This is a genomic window from Streptomyces javensis, assembly GCF_039525925.1.
Lineage (GTDB): Bacteria > Actinomycetota > Actinomycetes > Streptomycetales > Streptomycetaceae > Streptomyces > Streptomyces asiaticus.
The window spans coordinates 1-20,223 of record NZ_BAAAIF010000004.1 but is presented as its reverse complement, the minus strand read 5'-3'; the positions used below and the strand labels follow the sequence as shown (position 1 = coordinate 20,223).

At 71.1% G+C, this 20,223-nt stretch carries 16 protein-coding genes; 10 read left to right on the top strand and 6 right to left on the bottom strand.

All coding sequences use genetic code 11. The annotated features are described in order from the left end of the window. Nucleotides 1-21: 21 nt before the first annotated feature. The 3 genes from ABD329_RS05575 to ABD329_RS05565 all read right to left on the bottom strand — a co-directional run bounded on the left by ABD329_RS05575 (nt 22) and on the right by ABD329_RS05565 (nt 2,721). On the bottom strand, nt 22-189 hold the full coding sequence (locus ABD329_RS05575; RefSeq protein ID WP_166483824.1) for a DUF6191 domain-containing protein: 168 nt from the start codon (nt 187-189) through the stop codon (nt 22-24). Between the two features lie 158 nt (nt 190-347). Beyond that, nucleotides 348-1,526 (bottom strand): PQQ-dependent sugar dehydrogenase, encoded by a 1,179-nt coding sequence (locus ABD329_RS05570; protein ID WP_198278141.1) that lies wholly within the window; start codon nt 1,524-1,526, stop codon nt 348-350. A gap of 196 nt (nt 1,527-1,722) precedes the next feature. Next, nucleotides 1,723-2,721: an aldo/keto reductase gene (locus tag ABD329_RS05565; RefSeq protein WP_198278140.1), complete on the bottom strand. Its 999-nt coding sequence runs from the start codon at nt 2,719-2,721 to the stop codon at nt 1,723-1,725. Between the two features lie 75 nt (nt 2,722-2,796). Here ABD329_RS05565 and ABD329_RS05560 point away from each other — a divergent pair, with 75 nt between their 5' ends. The 9 genes from ABD329_RS05560 to ABD329_RS05520 all read left to right on the top strand — a co-directional run bounded on the left by ABD329_RS05560 (nt 2,797) and on the right by ABD329_RS05520 (nt 16,023). Continuing rightward, a complete protein-coding gene (locus ABD329_RS05560; RefSeq protein WP_214665042.1) occupies nt 2,797-3,795 on the top strand; it encodes a 2-hydroxyacid dehydrogenase in 999 nt (332 codons plus the stop codon). Nucleotides 3,796-4,141: 346 nt separating this feature from the next. Further along, on the top strand, nt 4,142-7,060 hold the full coding sequence (locus ABD329_RS05555) for a putative bifunctional diguanylate cyclase/phosphodiesterase (protein WP_198278139.1): 2,919 nt from the start codon (nt 4,142-4,144) through the stop codon (nt 7,058-7,060). A gap of 227 nt (nt 7,061-7,287) precedes the next feature. Further along, complete coding sequence (locus tag ABD329_RS05550) at nt 7,288-9,138, top strand: acetolactate synthase large subunit (protein ID WP_198278138.1); 1,851 nt, start codon at nt 7,288-7,290, stop codon at nt 9,136-9,138. Between the two features lie 33 nt (nt 9,139-9,171). Further along, nucleotides 9,172-9,696: an acetolactate synthase small subunit gene (ilvN, locus tag ABD329_RS05545; RefSeq protein ID WP_191065556.1), complete on the top strand. Its 525-nt coding sequence runs from the start codon at nt 9,172-9,174 to the stop codon at nt 9,694-9,696. Nucleotides 9,697-9,827: 131 nt separating this feature from the next. Next, nucleotides 9,828-10,826: a ketol-acid reductoisomerase gene (ilvC, locus tag ABD329_RS05540; RefSeq protein WP_191065557.1), complete on the top strand. Its 999-nt coding sequence runs from the start codon at nt 9,828-9,830 to the stop codon at nt 10,824-10,826. Nucleotides 10,827-11,098: 272 nt separating this feature from the next. Continuing rightward, nucleotides 11,099-12,700, top strand: coding sequence for a phosphoglycerate dehydrogenase (gene serA / locus ABD329_RS05535; RefSeq protein WP_198278137.1), 1,602 nt, complete (start codon nt 11,099-11,101; stop codon nt 12,698-12,700). Nucleotides 12,701-12,917: 217 nt separating this feature from the next. Then, on the top strand, nt 12,918-13,688 hold the full coding sequence (locus ABD329_RS05530) for a TetR/AcrR family transcriptional regulator (RefSeq protein WP_309142765.1): 771 nt from the start codon (nt 12,918-12,920) through the stop codon (nt 13,686-13,688). A 44-nt stretch (nt 13,689-13,732) separates the two neighbouring features. After that, nucleotides 13,733-15,235, top strand: coding sequence for an MFS transporter (locus ABD329_RS05525; RefSeq protein WP_344316032.1), 1,503 nt, complete (start codon nt 13,733-13,735; stop codon nt 15,233-15,235). Nucleotides 15,236-15,444: 209 nt separating this feature from the next. Further along, entirely contained in the window at nt 15,445-16,023 is a 579-nt protein-coding gene (locus ABD329_RS05520; protein ID WP_198281602.1) for a Uma2 family endonuclease, read from the top strand. A 17-nt stretch (nt 16,024-16,040) separates the two neighbouring features. On the opposite strand, the gene ABD329_RS05515 is transcribed toward ABD329_RS05520, so the two are convergent. Beyond that, on the bottom strand, nt 16,041-16,997 hold the full coding sequence (locus ABD329_RS05515) for a glycoside hydrolase family 6 protein (RefSeq protein ID WP_198281601.1): 957 nt from the start codon (nt 16,995-16,997) through the stop codon (nt 16,041-16,043). Between the two features lie 203 nt (nt 16,998-17,200). Beyond that, nucleotides 17,201-18,787 carry an MFS transporter gene (locus ABD329_RS05510; RefSeq protein ID WP_198281600.1) on the bottom strand — a complete coding sequence of 529 codons (1,587 nt, stop codon included), beginning with the start codon at nt 18,785-18,787 and terminating at the stop codon, nt 17,201-17,203. 109 nt (nt 18,788-18,896) lie between these two features. On the opposite strand from ABD329_RS05510, the gene ABD329_RS05505 reads away from it, so the two are divergent. After that, nucleotides 18,897-19,547 (top strand): TetR/AcrR family transcriptional regulator, encoded by a 651-nt coding sequence (locus tag ABD329_RS05505; RefSeq protein WP_344316030.1) that lies wholly within the window; start codon nt 18,897-18,899, stop codon nt 19,545-19,547. 22 nt (nt 19,548-19,569) lie between these two features. On the opposite strand, the gene ABD329_RS05500 is transcribed toward ABD329_RS05505, so the two are convergent. Continuing rightward, nucleotides 19,570-20,223, bottom strand: a 654-nt coding sequence (locus ABD329_RS05500) for a PucR family transcriptional regulator (protein ID WP_344316029.1), incomplete at its 5' end; no start/stop codon positions are given.

The window sequence follows — 20,223 nt, the reverse complement described above, 5'->3', positions numbered from 1 at the left end:
TGACCCCTTCCGGGTTCCGGGTCAGTCCCCTTCGCGAGGCCGGATCACCACTCGCCCGGAGTCAAGGTCTATAGGACCCTTCCCCGGATCGCTGCTGCGCGTCTCGTCGAGCGTGAACTCCAGTCGGTTGCGCTCTTCATCGGTGTGCTTGCGGCCGGGCGCGAACAGTTCCTCGATGAGGTTGAACATGACGACCCCCGTAGGCGTGCGACTGGTGCCAGTGTAGGCAGACCCGTCACAGAACGGGCACTCCGCACCATGTCGGCCGAACTCAACGCCACGACCAGCCGATTCGCCCTCCCCTCAGCGAATCTCCCTTCAGCGGATCCCCTGCGGCGAATCTCCCCTCAGCGGACCTCCAGCCGCAGGATCCGGTCGTCCTCCCGCCCCGGCTCACCGCGCCCATCCGTATTGCTCGTGGTCAGCCACAGCCCCCCGTCGTCCGCCGCCACCACGCTGCGCAGCCGTCCGTACTTCCCGTCCAGGAACGACTGTGGCTTCGCCACCGCCTTGTCGCCCTTCAGCGGAATGCGCCACAGCCGCTCACCGCGCAGCCCGGCCATCCAGATCGAGCCCTTGGCGTAGGCGATTCCGCTCGGCGAGGCGTCCTTGGGCTTCCACTGTTCGAGCGGATCGGCAAAGCCCTTCTTCCCGGCCTTGCCCTCGGCCTCCGGCCAGCCGTAGTTCTTGCCCGGCTCGATCAGATTGAGCTCGTCCCAGGTGTCCTGGCCGAACTCGGATGCCCACAGCCGCTTGTCCGCATCCCAGGCCAGGCCCTGCACATTGCGGTGACCCGGGGAGTAGACGACCGACTGGGCGTCCGGATTGCGGGGCGCGGGCTCGCCGTCCGGGGTCATCCGCAGGATCTTGCCGCCGAAGGAGTCCATGTCCTGGGCGAGCCCGCGGTCACCGCTCTCTCCCGTGCCCGCGTAGAGCATCTTGTCCGGGCCGAAGGCGATACGGCCCCCGTTGTGGATCGCGCCCTTGGGGATGCCCTTGAAGATCGTGTCCGGGGCGCCGAGCTGATCGCCGGCGGGGCGCTTGTCGTCGTACACCATCCGGACGATGCGGTTGTCCGAATCGGTGGTGAAGTACGCGTAGACCATATGGTCCGTGCCGAAGTCGGAGGAGACCGCCAGCCCCAGCAGCCCGCCCTCACCGGCGGCGGAGACGCCCGGGACGGACCCCAGCTCGGTCTTCTTCCCCGAGTCCGCCGAGACCTTGAAGATCTTCCCGGTGTCCCGCGAGGAGACCAGCAGATCCCCGCCGGGCAGCGGCGCTAGCCCCCAGGGGGAGTTCAGCTTCGTGGTGAGCGTGCGCTCCACCTTCACCGAGCCCTTCGCGGGCGCCGCGGACTCCGTCGGCGAGGGCGCGCCCGAGGGGTCCCCGCCGCCCGGCTTCGTGGGCGTGGACGACCGGCCGCCCGGTCTGGTGATGCTGTCACCGTCGGACGAGCAGCCCGCCACGAGCACCACGGCGGCAGCGGCAGCGGCGGCGAGAACAGAGGTGACGCGAGGACGTCGCACGGTCGGGTTTCCTCTCCATGGGCACGTGTGCCGCGGCACGGCACTGATTCTTATACACCGCGGGCCCGCGCCGGGTTCCCATCCCCGGATCGGGCCCGGACCAGGGCCGAACGCACACCGGAGGCCCGCGCCGGGCCGTCGGACGCCGCGCGTTCAGTCCCACGACCCCCGCGCCGGGCCGCCGGGCGCGGCGCGTTCAGTCCCACGACCCCCGCGCCGGAGGCAGCCCCGCGATCTCCGCTAGGTCCTCGGGGGAAAGCGGCAGACCGGCCGCCGCGCAGTTCTCCGCCGCCCACCGCTCCCGCTTGGTCCCCGGCACCGGCACCACATGCGGCCCCTGCGCCAGCAGCCAGGCCAGGGCCACCTGGGCCGGGGTCACCCCGTCCCCGTGCCGCTCGGCGACCCGTCGCAGACCGGCCACGATCGGCTGGTTCGCGGCCATCATCTCCGCCGTGAACCGCGGATGCCGGGCCCGCATGTCGTCCGGCTCGAAGCCCTGCCCCGGGGTCAGCGTTCCGCTCAGGAAGCCGTTGCCCAGCGGCATCGCCGCCAGGAAGCCCACCCCGCGCGAGGCACACCACGGCACCAGCGCCTCCAGCGCGTCGGGCGACCACACCGACAGCTCCGCCTGCACACAGCTGACCGGAAAGACCTGCTGGACCCGCTCCAGCTGGCGCACCGTGGCGTCGTGCATCCCGGCGCCCGCCCTCCGCTGCGCCCGCGCCCCCACGGCGCACAGCCCGAGCGCCCGTACCTTCCCCGCCGCGACCAGCTCCGCCATCGCGCCCCAGGTCTCCTCTATGGGGACCTCGGGGTCGGCCCGGTGCAGCTGGTAGAGGTCGATCACATCGGTCTGGAGCCGGCGCAGCGAGGCGTCGCAGGCCCGCTTCACGTAGCCGGGCCGCCCGTTGGCCACGATGTGCTGGTCGCCCACCAGCAGTCCGCATTTGGTGGACACGAAGGCGTCCGCCCGCCGCTCCTTGAGCACCCTCCCCACCAGCAGCTCATTGGTGAAGGGGCCGTACATGTCGGCGGTGTCCAGCAGGCTCGCCCCCGAGTCGAGCGCGGTGTGCACGGTGCGCTCCGAGTGCTCGCCACTGCGCTGCGAAGCGGTGTACGCCCAGCTCATCGGCATGCATCCAAGGCCGATGGCCCCCACTTCGAGCGCCGCCGCTCCGATTCTCCTGCGCTCCACCTGGCCTGACCCCTCCCGTTCCTCGGACCCCAAACTAACCTCTGCCAACGGCCGGTGATCGCATAGCCTCCTGGCATGAGTGCAGATCACAGCGATACGTTCCGCCACCACGGTTCGACTCACGGTTCATCCGAAGCGCGCGACCTGGTGTGGCTGCCCATCCCGCCCGAGGAGATCGACGGCCTTCCCGACACCCTCGAATACGCCCACTGGGACGGTGGTGAGGACTTCCCCACCGACCCGGCGCGCTGCGCGTTCTACTGCGTCCCGTACATGAAGCCGCCGCAGGTGTGCACCCGCCCGCTGCCCGCCATGACCAACCTGCGGGTGGTGCAGACCCTCACCGCCGGAATAGACCACATCAAGCCCGCGCTGGCCGATCTCGCGCCCGGGGTGCGGCTGTGCAACGCGCGCGGTGTGCACGACGCGAGCACCGCCGAGCTCGCCCTCACCCTCATCCTGGCCTCGCTGCGCGGCGTCCCCGACTTCGTCCGGGGCCAGGACGCCGAGGAGTGGCGCTCCGGCTTCCGTCCCGCGCTCGCCGACAAGTCCGTACTGATCGTCGGCTACGGGGCCATCGGCAGCGCGATCGAGGATCGGCTTGTGCCCTTCGAGTGCGAGCGGGTGGCGCGCGTCGCGCGCTCCCCGCGCACGACCGAGCGCGGCCCGGTGCACCCGATCGACGAATTGCCCCGACTGCTTCCGGAAGCGGATGTGGTGGTGCTGGTGACCCCGCTCACCGAGGCCACCCGTGGGCTGGCGGGGACGGAATTCCTGTCCCGGATGAAGGACGGGGCGCTGCTGGTGAACGTCTCCCGTGGTGGGGTCGTGGACACCAAGGCCCTGCTCACGGAGTTGGAGTCGGGGCGGCTGCGGGCCGCGCTCGATGTGACCGACCCCGAACCACTGCCCGTCGGGCATCCGCTGTGGCACGCTCCAGGGGTGCTCATCTCCCCGCATGTGGGCGGCCCCACGTCTGCCTTCCTCCCGCGCGCCAAGCGGCTGTTGAGGAATCAGCTGCATCGTTACGCGCGCGGCGAGTCGCTGGCACATCTCGTCGCCACGACGGGGTAGACATGCCTCTGGCACCACATACAGGCACCGATTGACTCCACTCCGTATATACAACGCCGTAGTCGGTTACGGTGCGTAGATGACCTATGTCCCTGAGTGACCAGTCTGGTGTATCGTCCCGAGCGGGGGCTGCGCCACTGACCTGACGGCGTCAGCGATGGACCGGAACTCGAGGGGGGCGACGGGCGATGTATGGCCGATGGACCGACAACCCGACGCAGCTCAGGCGTCGACCGCGACACTTCCGCGCAGCCGCGCGGTTCTCCAACTCGACGAGGCCCGCGGGGATACCGCTTCCGGGGGCCCCGAGGCGCCAGTGGTCCGCCACGCAGTGGATGGCAGTCCAGTGAGCGCCACGGGAGCGGTGCTCGCCCGGCCGTCGGTCTCCGGCGGCGGGGCCGGGCTGCTGCCGCAAGTGGTCCTCGCCCTGGTCTGCGGCGGTTACGCGGCGGGGGCGATCGTCGGCTGGGGATCGTCCCAACTGGCGCTCGTCATGGGTGACTTCGGGCTGAGCGCCGCCGCGTTCGCCGCCACGGCCTCCTGTCTGTGGCACGGCCGCCGGCACGCCGGGCGGCTGCGCCCGGCCTGGCTGCTGTTCGCCGCCTCCTCGGCCATGGCCGGGCTGGGGAACGCCGTCTGGGGCTGGTACGAGGTGGTGCTCGGCCGCTCCGTGCCGACCCCCTCGGTCGCCGACTTCTGCTTTCTGCTCTTCGCCCCGCCCGCCATCGTCGGGATGCTGGTGCTCGCCAAGCGCCCCACGAGCCGGGCCCGGTGGATCTGTCTGGGGCTGGACGCCTGGCTGATCGCCGGATCGCTGGTCACGCTCTCCTGGAGCCTCGCGCTCGCCCACACCGGGGAGTTCGGCGCGGACGGCGCCTCCGTGGCCCGCGGCGCCCTGTCACTCGCCTATCCGCTGCTGGACATCGTGCTGGTCAGCATGGTGATCGTGCTCCACTTCCGGCGCTCCTCGGGCAACCGCTCCGCGATCAACACCGCGATCGCCGCCTTCGCGCTCACCGTGCTGTGCGACGCGCTGTTCACCTCGCCGCTGCTGCGGGAGCACTACCGCTCCGGGCAGATACTCGACGCCGGGTGGTTCGCCGGTTCCGTGCTGCTGGCGTACGCACCGTGGGTGGCCCGCCGTGAGGCCGCGCAGAACCCGCCGCCGGCGCGCCGCCCCGCGCAGCAGAGCGTCGTCCCCATCGCGGGCTCGCTCGCCGCCCTCGCGCCCTATCTCGCCGCCGCCGTCTGCACCCTGGGGGTCCTGTTCAACGTGATGGACGGCCGGCCGATCGACGGGGTGGTGCTCTTCACCGCCTGCGCGGTCGTGCTCGCGCTCGTCGTCCGACAAGCGATCATGCTGATGGACAACATCAGGCTCACCCAGGAACTCGCCCAGAAGGAGAGCCACTTCCGCTCCCTGGTGCAGAGCTCCAGCGATGTGATCATGATCGCCGCGCCCACCGGGATCCTGCGCTATGTCAGCCCGGCCGCCTCCGGGGTCTACGGCCGCGACGCGGAGGAGCTGGAGGGCTCCGAGCTGGCCTCCCTGATCCACCCCGAGGACCTCGGCTCGGTGGTCCACGAGGTCCGCCGGTTCCTGGCCGCCCCACCGGGCGAGGAGCCCACCACCCGGATCGAATGCCGCTTCCGCTCCGGCTCCGGCGACTGGCTCAACGTGGAGTCCACGATCAACCGCCACCACGGCGGGCTGATCTTCAACAGCCGCGATGTCACCGAGCGGGTCCGGCTCCAGGCCCAGCTCCAGCACAACGCCGAGCACGACCCGCTCACCGACCTGCCCAACCGCGCCCTGTTCACCCGGCGGGTCGCGCACGCCGTCGCCGGCCGCCGCCGTACGGACGCCGGCACCGCCGTGCTCTTCATCGACCTCGACGGCTTCAAGGCGGTCAACGACACCGTCGGCCACCACGCCGGGGACGAGCTGCTGGTCCAGGCCGCCCGTCGGCTCCAGGAGTCCGTGCGGTCCGGGTCCGGCGACTGCGCGGCCCGGCTCGGGGGCGATGAGTTCGCCGCCCTCATCCTCGGCGACGGCGAGGGGGACGTCGGCAACCGCGAGCAGCGCATCATGGAGATCGCCGACCGGCTGCGGCTCCGGCTCTCCCAGCCCTACCGGGTCGAGGGCGGCACCGAGGTCCGCGTGGCCGCCAGCATCGGCGTCGCCTTCGCCGAGCCCGGCACCAGCCCCGGCGCCCTGATGCGCAACGCCGACCTGGCGATGTACCGCGCCAAGGCCGCGGGCAAGAACCGCGTGGAGCTGTACGCACCGCAGATGCAGGCCGAGGTGGCGCGGCGCGCCGAGGTCGCCACCAGACTGCGCGCCGCCCTGCACGACGGCGAGTTCGTGCTGCTGCACCAGCCCGTCGTCGAACTGACCAGCGGCCGGATCACCGCGGTCGCGGCGCAGGCCCGCTGGCGCTCGGCCCAGGGCATCCTGTTCACCCCCGCCGAGTTCCTCCGGGTCGCCGACAACGGCCGGGGGAGCGGTGAGGACACCGCCCGTACCGCCGAGCTGTCCCGCTGGATGCTGGAGGCGGCCGTCGAGCAGGCCGCCCAGCGGCGCCGCGACGGCCATCCGGTCCCGGTCTGCGTCCGGCTCCCCGCGAGCCGGCTGGTGGACAAGTCGATGCCGCCCAAGGCCGTGGAGACCCTGCTGGCCCGCCATGGGCTGCCGTCCGGAGCGCTGATCCTGGAGCTGACCGACAGCGATCCACGGGTGCCGCTGGACGAGCTGGAGCACCGCCTCGGCGCGCTGCGCCGCCTGGGGGTGCGGATCGCCCTCGACGGCTTCGGCAGCGGCTATGCCGCGATCAGGGCGCTCCGCAGGCTTCCCATCGATGTGCTGAAACTGGACCCCGGACTGGTCGAGGGAGTGGTCGAGTCCTCACGGCTGCACAAGATCACCGCAGGGCTGCTGAGGATCGCCGGCGACCTCGGAATGCAGTCCATCGCAGAGGGGGTGGAGTTGCCCGAGCAGATTGTCACCCTGCGCGGTATGGGATGCACCCACGCCCAGGGGGCGGCCTTCAGCGGGCCGCTGGACGAGCACCGGCTGCGCCGGGCGCTGCTGCGCGGCGGCTATCCGGTGCCGCGTCCGGAGCCTCCGCTGCTGGTCGGCGGAGCCCTGCCGATCCGGCACGGCGGTCATGGCGGGCACGGCGGCTCCCATGGCCCGCGCCGTACGGAGCCGCACACCCACCCGCCGACCCGCTCAAATACTGAGACGCCCGTCCCACCCACTTGACACCCGATATGCGCCGGGGGGAGGGTCGGAGCCATGCGCACCCGAATTCTCGTACTTGGACAGCGCGTCGGCTGAGCAGGGCTCATTGAAGCCCTGCGGACCCTCACCGGCGCGCTCCCCTCGCTTGCCTTACGGCACGAGGGGTTTTTTGTTGCACCGGCAGGGTCCGGTGCACCGCCCCGCCCCCTCCTCCCGCACCGAACCTCATCTTCGAGAAGAGAATGCCGATGACCGAGCAGGCCCCCGGGTCCCATCACCCCCAGCCTCGGCCCCGTAGCGGCGGACCGCAGTCCGCCCCCGTCGAGCACGTCACGGGCGCGCAGTCCCTCATCCGTTCCCTCGAGGAAGTGGGTGCCGACACCGTCTTCGGCATCCCCGGTGGCACGATCCTCCCCGCTTACGACCCGATGATGGACTCCTCGAAGGTCCGGCACGTGCTCGTCCGCCACGAGCAGGGCGCGGGCCACGCCGCCACCGGCTACGCCCAGGCCACCGGCAAGGTCGGCGTCTGCATGGCCACCTCGGGCCCCGGAGCCACCAACCTGGTCACCCCCATCGCCGACGCCCACATGGACTCGGTCCCGATCGTCGCGATCACCGGACAGGTGGCCTCCAAGGCCATCGGCACGGACGCCTTCCAGGAGGCGGACATCTGCGGCATCACCATGCCGATCACCAAGCACAACTTCCTGGTCACCAAGGCCGAGGACATCCCGCGCACGATCGCCGAGGCGTTCCACATCGCCTCCACCGGCCGCCCCGGCCCGGTCCTGGTGGACATCCCCAAGGACCTGCTCCAGGGACGCACCACCTTCTCCTGGCCGCCGCAGACCGATCTGCCGGGCTACCGCCCGGTCACCAAGCCGCACGCCAAGCAGATCCGCGAGGCCGCCCGCCTGATCACCCAGGCCGAGCGCCCGGTGCTGTACGTCGGCGGCGGTGTGATCAAGGCTCAGGCCACCGCCGAGCTGAAGGTCCTGGCCGAGCTGACCGGCGCCCCGGTCACTACCACCCTGATGGCGCTGGGCGCGTTCCCCGACAGCCACCACCTCCACCTCGGCATGCCGGGCATGCACGGCACGGTCGCCGCCGTGACCGCCCTCCAGAAGGCGGATCTGATCGTGGCGCTCGGCGCCCGCTTCGACGACCGGGTCACCGGCAAGCTCGACTCCTTCGCTCCGTACGCCAAGATCGTCCACGCGGATATCGATCCGGCCGAGATCGGTAAGAACCGCGCCGCCGACGTGCCGATCGTCGGGGACGCCCGCGAGGTCATCGCCGACCTGGTCGTCGCCGTCCAGGCCGAGCACGACGCGGGCCACACCGGGGACTACGCCGGCTGGTGGGAGGACCTGAACCGGTGGCGGGAGACCTACCCGCTCGGCTACGACCTGCCCGCCGACGGCAGCCTCTCCCCGCAGCAGGTGATCCAGCGGATCGGGCAGCTGGCCCCGGAGGACACGATCTTCGCCGCGGGCGTCGGCCAGCACCAGATGTGGGCCGCCCACTTCATCGGCTACGAGACCCCCGCCACCTGGCTGAACTCGGGCGGCGCCGGCACCATGGGCTACGCCGTGCCGGCCGCCATGGGCGCCAAGGCCGGCGCCGAGGGCCGCACGGTCTGGGCGATCGACGGCGACGGCTGCTTCCAGATGACCAACCAGGAGCTGGCCACCTGCGCGCTGAACAACATCCCGATCAAGGTCGCGATCATCAACAACGGCGCGCTGGGCATGGTCCGCCAGTGGCAGACCCTCTTCTACAACCAGCGCTACTCCAACACGGTCCTGCACTCCGGCCCCGACACCCCCGTCCAGCAGAACCTGGGCACCCGCGTCCCCGACTTCGTCAAGCTCTCCGAGGCCATGGGCTGCGTCGGGCTGCGCTGCGAGGACCCGGCCGACCTCGACGCCGTGATCGAGAAGGCCAACGCGATCAACGACCGCCCGGTGGTCGTGGACTTCATCGTCCATGAGGACGCCATGGTCTGGCCGATGGTCGCCGCCGGCACCTCCAACGACGAGATCCTGGCGGCGCGCGACACCCGCCCGGACTTCGGCGACGGCGAAGACGACTGAGGCCAGGACCGAGAGAGAGAAGAGACCGAGCCCATGTCCAAGCACACGCTCTCCGTCCTGGTGGAGAACACCCCCGGCATCCTGGCCCGGATCGCCGCCCTGTTCTCCCGCCGCGGCTTCAACATCGACTCGCTGGCCGTCGGCGTCACCGAGCACCCCGACATCTCCCGGATCACCATCGTGGTCAATGTCGAGGAGCTGCCGCTGGAGCAGGTCACCAAGCAGCTCAACAAGCTGGTCAACGTGTTGAAGATCGTCGAGCTGGAGGACGGCCAGGCGATCCAGCGGGAGCTCGTCCTGGTCAAGGTCCGCGCCGACAACGAGACCCGCTCCCAGATCGTCGAGATCGTCCAGCTGTTCCGCGCCAAGACCGTGGACGTCTCCCCGGAGGCCGTGACCATCGAGGCCACCGGCAGCAGCGACAAGCTCGAGGCCATGCTCAAGATGCTGGAACCGTACGGCATCAAGGAACTGGTCCAGTCCGGCACCATCGCCATAGGGCGCGGCGCCCGCTCCATCACCGACCGGAGCCTGCGCGCGCTCGACCGGTCCGCCTGACCCCGCCCGACCAGCGTGGCCGCGGTCCGGCGCGCCCCGTGCGCCGGACCGTATGGCGAGACCCCGAAACCTTCACCCGCCCGCCCGTCATACGGTGGGAAGCACAACCCACACGCTAGGAGATTCCCGAAGTGGCCGAGCTGTTCTACGACGACGACGCCGACCTGTCCATCATCCAGGGCCGCAAGGTCGCAATCCTCGGCTACGGCAGCCAGGGCCACGCCCACGCGCTGTCGCTGCGCGACTCGGGCGTCGACGTCCGGGTCGGCCTGCACGAGGGCTCCAAGTCCAAGGCCAAGGCCGAGGAGCAGGGCCTGCGCGTGGTCACCCCGGCCGAGGCGTCCGCCGAGGCCGACGTGATCATGATCCTGGTCCCGGACCCGATCCAGGCCAAGGTCTACGAGGAGTCCGTGAAGGACAACCTGAAGGACGGCGACGCGCTGTTCTTCGGGCACGGTCTCAACATCCGGTTCGACTTCATCAAGCCCCCGGCCAACGTGGACGTCTGCATGGTCGCCCCCAAGGGCCCGGGCCACCTGGTCCGCCGCCAGTACGAGGAGGGGCGCGGCGTGCCGTGCATCGCGGCCGTCGAGCAGGACGCCACCGGGAGCGCCTTCGAGCTGGCCCTGTCCTACGCCAAGGGCATCGGCGGCACCCGTGCCGGCGTCATCAAGACCACCTTCACCGAGGAGACCGAGACCGACCTCTTCGGTGAGCAGGCGGTGCTGTGCGGCGGCACCTCGGCGCTGGTCAAGGCCGGGTTCGAGACCCTGGTCGAGGCCGGTTACCAGCCGGAGATCGCGTACTTCGAGTGCCTCCACGAGCTCAAGCTGATCGTGGACCTGATGTACGAGGGCGGCCTGGAGAAGATGCGCTGGTCGATCTCCGAGACCGCCGAGTGGGGCGACTACGTCTCCGGTCCGCGGATCATCAACGAGTCCACCAAGGCCGAGATGAAGAAGATCCTCGGCGAGATCCAGGACGGCACCTTCGCCAAGAACTGGATGGCGGAGTACAACGCCGGCCTGCCGAAGTACAACGAGCTGAAGAAGGCCGACGAGAACCACCTGCTGGAGACCACCGGCAAGGAGCTGCGCAAGCTCATGAGCTGGGTCGACGAAGAGGCGTAACCGCGTCTGGTGGCGCGGAGGCCGTGCCCCGGGTGCGGCGGGGGTCCGCCGGACCCCCGCCGCACCCGGTTCGCGCTTTGTCCATCGCGCACCACCACGTGCGGGTGATCCTGCCGCAACGGCACATGACGAAGGCCCGACCGCCACTACACTCATCAACAGCAAGCGCGTCAGGCTCACAGCGTCGTGCGTCTCCCACGCGGCTGACCCCTTCACCGCCAGCGGCCGTCGGGACGGCCGTCCGCTGAGGACTAGTGAGGACTGAAGACCACGTGAGCACTGCTTCCACTGGTAAGCCCGTCGTACTCATCGCCGAAGAGCTCTCTCCGGCGACGGTCGAGGCCCTGGGCCCGGACTTCGAGATCCGGAGCTGCAACGGGGCGGACCGAGCCGAGCTCCTTCCCGCCATCGCCGATGTGGACGCGATCCTCGTCCGCAGCGCGACCAAGGTCGACGCCGAGGCCATCGCCGCCGCGAAGAAGCTGAAGGTGGTCGCCCGCGCGGGCGTCGGCCTGGACAATGTGGACGTCTCGTCTGCCACCAAGGCGGGCGTCATGGTCGTCAACGCGCCGACGTCCAACATCGTCACCGCCGCCGAGCTCGCCTGCGGTCTGCTGGTGGCCACGGCCCGGAACATCCCGCAGGCCAATGCCGCGCTGAAGAACGGCGAGTGGAAGCGCAGCAAGTACACCGGTGTGGAGCTGAGCGAGAAGACCCTCGGCGTGGTCGGCCTCGGCCGCATCGGCGTCCTGGTGGCCCAGCGGATGTCCGCCTTCGGGATGAAGGTCGTCGCGTACGACCCGTATGTGCAGCCCGCGCGGGCCGCGCAGATGGGTGTGAAGCTGCTCTCGCTGGACGAGCTGCTCGAGGTCTCCGACTTCATCACGGTCCACCTCCCCAAGACCCCCGAGACGGTCGGCCTGATCGGCGACGAGGCGCTGCACAAGGTCAAGCCGGAGGTCCGGATCGTGAACGCCGCGCGCGGCGGGATCGTGGACGAGGTGGCGCTGGCCGCCGCCCTCAAGGAGGGCCGGGTGGCCGGGGCCGGTCTCGACGTCTTCTCCCAGGAGCCGTGCACCGAGTCCCCGCTGTTCGAGTTCGACAATGTGGTGGTCACCCCGCATCTGGGCGCCTCCACCGGTGAGGCCCAGGAGAAGGCGGGCATCGCGGTCGCCCGCTCGGTGCGGCTGGCGCTGGCCGGCGAGCTGGTCCCGGACGCGGTGAACGTCCAGGGCGGCGTCATCGCGGAGGACGTACGGCCCGGGCTGCCGCTGGCCGAGAAGCTGGGGCGGATCTTCACCGCGCTGGCGGGCGAGGTCGCGGTCCGCCTCGATGTCGAGGTCTACGGCGAGATCACCCAGCACGACGTCAAGGTGCTGGAGCTGTCGGCGCTCAAGGGCGTCTTCGAGGACATCGTCGACGAGACCGTCTCGTATGTGAACGCGCCGCTGTTCGCGCAGGAGCGCGGGGTCGAGGTGCGGCTGACCACCAGCTCGGAGTCGAGCGAGCACCGCAATGTGGTGACCGTGCGCGGCACCCTGTCGGACGGCGAGGAGGTCTCGATCTCCGGCACGCTGGCCGGCCCCAAGCACCAGCAGAAGATCGTCGCGGTGGGGGAGTACGACGTGGATCTGGCGCTCGCCGACCACATGGCCTTCCTCCGCTACACCGACCGCCCGGGTGTGGTCGGCACGCTCGGCCGCATCCTGGGCGAGGCGGGGATCAACATCGCGGGGATGCAGGTCTCCCGGGCCACGGCGGGCGGTGCCGCGCTGGTGGCGCTCACGGTGGACGACACCATTCCGCAGCCCGTGCTCACCGAGATCGCCGAGGAGATCGGCGCCACTTCGGCCCGGTCGGTCAATCTGGTCTGAGCCGCTTCGGCAGTCACCCACCTGGGCCCGGTCCCCGCTTCGGCGGGGGCCGGGCCCAGGTCTTTGTGCGTCCATGGCGGCAAGGCGTGCCGGAGGGGTTCCGGATCTTTTTCATCGCGTGTTGAATAATGGCGGTGGGCTCGCTACGCTCGCAGCTATGTGGAGAAAATTTCTCCATATAGCTGTAGGTATGTGCCGTGCTGTCAGGAGATGCCCCGTGTCCGCAGACGCCGAGACCGACACCGACGCCCCTGTTGACGTCCCGTCGCCCGCCATGCGCGCCGACGCGCGGCGCAACCGGGAGCAGATCCTGCGCGCCGCCCGCGAGGTCTTCGCCGATCAGGGGCCGGACGCCCGGCTGGATGAGATAGCCCGGCGCGCGGGGGTCGGCATCGCGACCCTCTACCGGCGGTTTCCGCACCGTGCCGATCTGCGTCGAGAGGTCGCCATCGAGGTGCTGACCGCGCTGGCCGAGGCCGCGAGCCGGGCCGCCGCCGAGGAGGGCGACCCCTGGCGCGCACTGCGCCGCTTTATGCACGCCGCCCTCGATCTCAAGATCGGCTCGGTGATGCCCGCGCTGCTGGGCCGGTTCACCGTGGACGAGATCCTCGACGGCGTCCCCGGCGACGCCGTCGACCTGATCGACGCGATGCTCCTGCGCGCCCAGGCCCAGGGGCTGATCCGGAGCGATGTCGTCTTCGGTGACATCACGCTGATGATCATCCGGCTGACGCGGCCGCTGCCCGGTGGCGGCCGGTTCGCCCCCGATGACGGCATCGCCCATCGCCAGCTGGATGTCTACATCGACGGGTTGCGCCCCACCGGCTCCCCGCGCCCCACCACCCCGCTCGGCGGCCCGGCCGTCGACGCGGAGGCGTTCAAGCGCATCCGGGAGCGAGTGATCGACGACGCCCACGACGCCCACGACGCCCACGACGCCCACGAGGCCCACGACGCCGCATCGGATCTCGAATCAGACCCCGCCTGACCTCCCTCTCCGCTCGCCTTCCGCAAGATCAGAAAGGCATCGCCATGTCCCAGCCCTCAGAGGCGCCGCCGCAGGCCAACCCGCGGCGCTGGCTCGCTCTCGTCTTCATCGGCCTGGCCCAGCTGATGATCGTCCTCGACATCACCATCGTGAACATCGCCCTGCCGTCGGCCCAGAAGGACCTCGGCATCTCCGACGGCGACCGGCAGTGGGTCATCACCGCCTACACCCTGGCGTTCGGCAGTCTGCTGCTGCTCGGCGGCCGGATCGCGGACTACACCGGCCGTAAGCGCACCTTCCTCATCGGGCTGCTGGGTTTCGCCGGGGCCTCCGCGCTCGGCGGCGCCGCCTCCGGTTTCGAGATGCTGCTCGCGGCCCGCGCCCTCCAGGGTGCCTTCGCCGCGCTGCTCGCCCCCTCGGCGCTGTCGCTGCTCGCGGTGAACTTCACCGAGCCCCGTGAGCGCGCCAAGGCGTTCGGCATCTTCGGCGCGATCGCGGCGGGCGGCGGTGCGATCGGGCTGGTCGTCGGCGGCCTGCTGACCGAGTACCTCGACTGGCGCTGGTGCCTGTACGTCAACGTGCCGATCGCGGTCGTCGCGGCCATCAGCTGGTCCGTGCTGCCCACCGACACCCGCGCCGAGGGCCGCGCCCGCTTCGACATCCCCGGTGTGGTGCTGGCGGTGTGCGGGCTGGTGGCTGTCGTCTACGCATGCAGCGAGGCCGAGTCCGAGGGCTGGGACTCCCGGCTGGTGACCGGGCTGCTCATCCTGGGCGGGGTGCTGCTCTTCGCCTTCGTCATGGTGGAGCGGACCGTGGCGCGGCCGCTGCTGCCGCCGCGCGTGGTGGGGGACCGCACCCGGGGCAGCGCCTATCTGGCGGTCGGCCTCTCGGTGGTCGGCATGTTCGCGATGTTCCTCTTCCTCACGTACTACATGCAGCTCGTCAAGGGGTACTCGGCGCTGCTCACCGGTGTGGCGTTCCTGCCGATGACCGGGGCGGTGCTGATCGGCGCGGGCGGTGTCGCGTCCCGCCTCATCCCCAAGGTGCCGCCGCGGCTGCTGGTGGCGCCCGGCCTGCTGATCGCGGCCACCGGTGTCGTCCTGCTGGTGCCCCTGGACGTCGACAGCTCGTACGCGGCGGGGGTGCTGCCCGCCGAGCTCCTGGTCGGCTTCGGCATGGGCCTGGTGATGGCGCCCTCGATGAACTACGCGACCCATGGCGTGGGGGCGGGGGACGCGGGCGTCGCCTCCGCCACCGTCAACACCGCCCAGCAGATCGGCGGTTCGATCGGCACGGCGATGCTCAACACCATCGCCACCAGCGCGACCTCCGACTACATGGCCGCGCACGCCCGGCAGATGACACCGCAGACCGCCAAGGCGACCGCCAAGGCCGGTCTGGTCGAGGGCTTCTCGCACGCCTTCGTCGTCTCGTCCTCGATCCTCCTGGGCGCCGCGGTGGTCGTGGCCCTGCTGATGAACACCCCGCGCCCGGTACGCGACCCCGGCACCAAGGACGCCACCCCGCTCCCCGCCCACCTGGGCTGACAGCGCCCCGCGCCCCCGGGGGCCCTCCGCTCCACGCCCGGAGCGGAGGGCCTCCGGTGATGGGTGGGTCAGGGTGCGGGGTCCGGGCGCGGAGCGCGGTCGGTCCGGGTCAATGGCGAGAGGCGCCGCCACTCGTGTGGGTGGCGTCTCCGGCGTTCCGGCCCGCTACCCTTGGTCACGCGGCCAGAATCCCGTCCATGGGAGGAACCATGACTGCTGAACCGCTTCCGGCCTGGGCGTTTCCGCCCTCGGGCGGATTCACCGCAGACGATCTTGACCGCATGCCGGATCTCCCGCCGCACACTGAGCTGATCGACGGGAGCCTCGTCTTCGTGAGCCCGCAGAGGCGTTTTCATTCGCTGGTCATGTACTTGCTGGAGAAGGGGCTCTGGGCATCGGTCCCTGAGTCACTCCGGGTCTGTCGCGAGATGACCATCGCCCTCGACAAGCGCAACCGGCCCGAGCCCGATATCTCCGTCCTACGCGCCGAGGCCCTATCCGCCGAGGCGCGTGAGACGGGTTATGACGCGGCCGACGCCGTGCTCGTGGTGGAGGTCGTGTCGCCGGAGTCGCGTGACCGCAAGCGCAAGCCGCAGCTCTACGCTGAGGCGGGAATTCCGCACTTCTGGCTGGTCGAGCACGGTGAGGGCCGCCGTCCGGTCGTCCAGGTTTTTGAGCTCAACACGGTGACGCGTACCTATGTGCCGACCGGCATCTACCACGAGCGGATCAAGCTTCCGGTCCCGTTCACCATCGACATCGACCTCACCGAGATCGACCAGCTGTGACCCACGGCCTTGTCCGCTCAGCCCGCCAGTTCGTAGGCGTAGTCCGGTGCGAAGGTGCCCGCCGGGCCCGCGCAGCCGTCGACTTCGCCCGGGGGCTTGACCCAGAGGTAGGCGTCGATGGCCGGGTCGCCGGTGTTCGCCGTGGGGTTTTCGCCGACCTTGCGGCCGTGGGGGTCGCACCAGGCGTCGTCGGGGGCGGGGCCGTTGCCGTTGCGGCTGGTGTCGATGACGGCGGTGAGCCCCGAGGAGGTGCCGAGCTGGGCGAGCACGCTCTTGGTGAAGGTCACCTCGTCGGCGGTGCGGCGGAAGTTGGAGACATTGCTGTAGATGCCGTCGCCGCTGGTCAGCACCCCGGCCGAGCGGAGCCGTGCGGCCTGGACGGCGGCGCTGTTCCAGGCGGAGTGCCCGGCGTCGAAGTACACCCGGGCGTTGGGGTTCGCGCTGTGGATGGCGGTGGCGGCGCGGGCCAGGGAGGCGTAGCGGCCGCTCAGCTCGGTGGGCGAGAGGCAGCTGATGAGCGCGATCGAGTCGGGTTCGAGGATGATGACGGCGGGCCCGCTGCCCAGCCCGGCGGCGAAGCCGCGCACCCATGTGTCATAGCTCGCGAGGTCGGGCGCGCCGCCCGCGGAGGCCCCGCCGCAGTCGCGGTTGGGGATCTGGTACGTCACCAGGACGGGGGTCTGGCCCTTGGCGGAGGCGGCGGAGGTGACCTTCCGGACGTCCTCGGTGACGGTGGCGGGGGAGTACCGGGAGAACCACGCGGCCTGGGGCTGACTGGCGATCCGCGAGGCGATCCGCGGCTGCCGGGAGTCGCCCGGATTGGCGGCGACCCACTTGTTGACGAGCGAGTCGGGGTTGTTGAAGAACCGGGTGTCGCCCGGCAGTTCGCCCGCGACGGCCTGCGGTGTGTAGGCCGCGCCGATCAGGAAGGCGGCGGCGAGCCCGGCTGCCGCTAACGCTCTGGTGATGCGCACGGTGCGTCGCTCCTCTCGCGTGGGGTGGCTGCTCAGCCCTCTGGCCGCCGTGTCCGGCCGCCGTTCTGTGGTTGCCGCCGGGCGGGGAATGGTTGCCGTGGTGTTCGAGGAAATGCGTACTGGTGCGGTCAACTCGCCCGGTACGCAACGCCTGTTGGGGACCCCACCGCGGCGGGGTCCCCAACAGGCGTTGCGTACCGGGTTCAGCGGCCCGGCACCGCCTCGTCCGCGGCGGTCGACGGCGCGTCCTCGACCGGCGGCCCGGCGTGCTCCGCGCCGACCCGGCGCAGCGTCGCCAGGGCCAGGATCGCGCCCGCCACCAGGACCACCGCCCCGGCCCCGCAGGCGATCCGCATCCCGTGGGTGAACGCCTCCCGCGCCGCGTCCAGCAGCTGCTCCCCGGCACGCCCCTTCAGCGAACCCGCCACCGCGGCGGCCGCGCCCAGCGTCTCGCGCACCTGGTCGAGCGCGTCGGCGGGCAGTCCGGCGCCCAGCGAGTCCTTGACGTCGCTCCGGTAGACGGCGGTGCCGACGCTGCCGAGCACCGCCATGCCCATCGCCCCGCCGAACTCCTGGCCCGTCTCCAGCAGCGCGGCCGCCGAACCCGCCCGCTCCGGCGGGACGGTGCCGATCGCCAGGTCGGTGACCAGCGACATCACCGCGACGATCCCGCTGGCCAGCACGGCGGCGCCGATCAGCACCGTCCACAGCGCGTCCGTACCGGCCAGGGCCAGGATCCCGTAGCCCATGGCCGCGGTCGCGAAGCCCGCGCCGACCACATACGCCCGGTTGGCACCGCGCTGGACCGCCGCGGCCGCCGCCGGTCCGGCGATGCCGACGCAGACGGACGGGGCCAGGCTCCACAGCGCCGCCTCCAGCGCGCCCTTGCCGAGCACCGACTGGAGATACTGGGTGGTGAAGTAGGCCGAGCCCATCATGGCGAAGGTGGCCAGCGTGTTCAGCGCGATCGACGGGCCGAAGCCGCGGTGGTGGAACAGCTCCGGGCTGATCATCGCGTCACGCCGGATGCGCTGGCGCCGTACGAAGACGGCGCCGATGGCGAGACCGGCCACGATGGACAGCACCGGGACCAGGCCGACGCCGTTGTCGGCGGCGATCTTCTTCAGGCCGTAGATCACCGGCAGTACCGCGGCCATCGACAGCGGCACGCTCGGCAGGTCGAACGCCCCGGGCGCGGGGTCCTTGAACTCCGGCACCAGGAGCGGCACCAGCGCCAGCAGCAGCACCATCGCCGGGACGTTGATCAGGAAGACCGAGCCCCACCAGAAGTGCTCGATCATCACTCCGCTCAGCACCGAGCCCAGCGCGATACCGCCCGCCATGGCCGACGACCAGATCGCTATCGCCTTGGCCCGCTGCTTCTCGTCGAGGAAGAGGTTGCGGATCAGCGCCATCGTCGAGGGCATCAGCGTGGCACCGCCGATCCCGAGCACCGCCCGGGCGGCGATGAGCATCTCGGCGCTCCGCGCGTACGCCGCCGCGACGGACGCGGCGCCGAAGGCCGCGGCCCCGAACAGCAGCAGCTTCCGCCGTCCGAAGCGGTCGCCCAGCGCTCCCATGGTGATGAGCAGCCCGGCGAGGGCGAAGGCGTAAATGTCGAAGATCCACAGCTGCTGGGTGGAACTGGGGTGCAGCTCCCGGCTGATGGCCGGCACCGCGAAGTACAGCACCGACACGTCCATGGAGACGAGGAGGAGCGGAAGCATCAGGACCACGAAGGCGGTCCATTCCCTGCGTCCGGCGCGCGGGCCGGTGGAGGTCGAGGTCATGACGGCGACTATACGAGCGTCTTAAACAGGCGTCTAGTACGTCTGTGTAAAACAATCGTGTGAGACGTTCGTCTGGGACATCCGTATGGGATCGGGATACCCTGACGCCATGGGACATCGAGAGGATCTGCTGGCCGGGGCCAAGCGCTGCCTTGAGGAGAAGGGCTGGTCCCGTACGACGGCGCGGGACATCGTGGCCGCCTCGGGCGCCAATCTGGCCTCCATCGGCTACCACTACGGCTCCAAGGACGCCCTGATGCGGGAGGCGCTCTTCGCGGCCATGGGCGACTGGGCCGATGACGTCCAGCGCTCCCTCGAGGCGGACGCCCCGGCCGGTGAGGACCCGGACGCCGGGCTGCGGGGGCGGTTCGAGTCCCGGTGGACCCGGGTGCTCGAGCTGTTCGACAAGCACCAGGCGATGTGGCGCTCCCAATTGGAGGCCATCCTCCAGGTTCAGAACGACCCCGAGCTGCGTGCCGCGTTCGCCCGGGCCCAACCGGAGGGGCGCCAGGGGCTGGTGGGGCTGATCCACGGCATCGACGAGCGCGACGTGGACGAGGAGACCTCCCGGGTCATGGGCTCGTTCTATATGACGCTGGTGAGCGGGATGATCGTCCAGATGGCCATCGACCCCGACCTCATGCCCAGCGCCCACGACCTCGTCGAGGCGATGCGCCGGATCGTCGGCGATGCCCCGGACGCCCCAGACGCTCCACGCGCTCCGGAGGCCCACCACGCCCCCGTGGCCCCCGCCGACTGACCCCGGGGCCCGGACTCCGGACTCAGCACCCCGGCGGTCCGAGCCGCGCGGCCTTCAGCGTCATATGGAGCAGCAGCCGGTCCTCGCCCGCGTCCAGGTCGAGACCGGTCAGCTGCCGCACCCGCGAGAGCCGGTAGTACAGCGTCTGCCGGTGGATGCCCAGCCGCTGGGCGGTGCGCCCGGCCTGACCCGCGCAGTCGAGGAAGGTCTCGGCGGTGCGGGCGAGTTCGGCGTGCGCGGGCTCCAGCAGGGGCCGTACGGCGGCGTCCGGCGGCAGCGGGGGCAGCGCGGCCAGCAGCCGGTACGGGCCGATGGCGGACCACTCCGCGACCGGGCCCAGGTGGGTGTCGGCGTGCGCCGCCCGCGCGGCGGCCAGCGCCTCCTGCCAGGCGGCGGGCAGATCCTCCAGCCCGTGCCGGGGCGCGCTGACCCCGGCGGCGGCCCTGGGCAACGGTCTCCCCGGGCCCCTGCCGCCCGCCGTGGCCCTGGGCGAGCGCAGCAGCTGCTCGGCCGTCGCGCGGGCCGGGTCCAGGGCGGAGGCCGCGCGCAGCCTGACCAGCGCCGCCAGCCCCGCGCCGACCGCCCCGGGCGACCCGGACGCCCCTGCGGCCCCGGGCGTTCCGGACACCCCCGCCGCCGCGTCCCCCCGCAGCGCGCACGCGGCCACGGTGCCCCG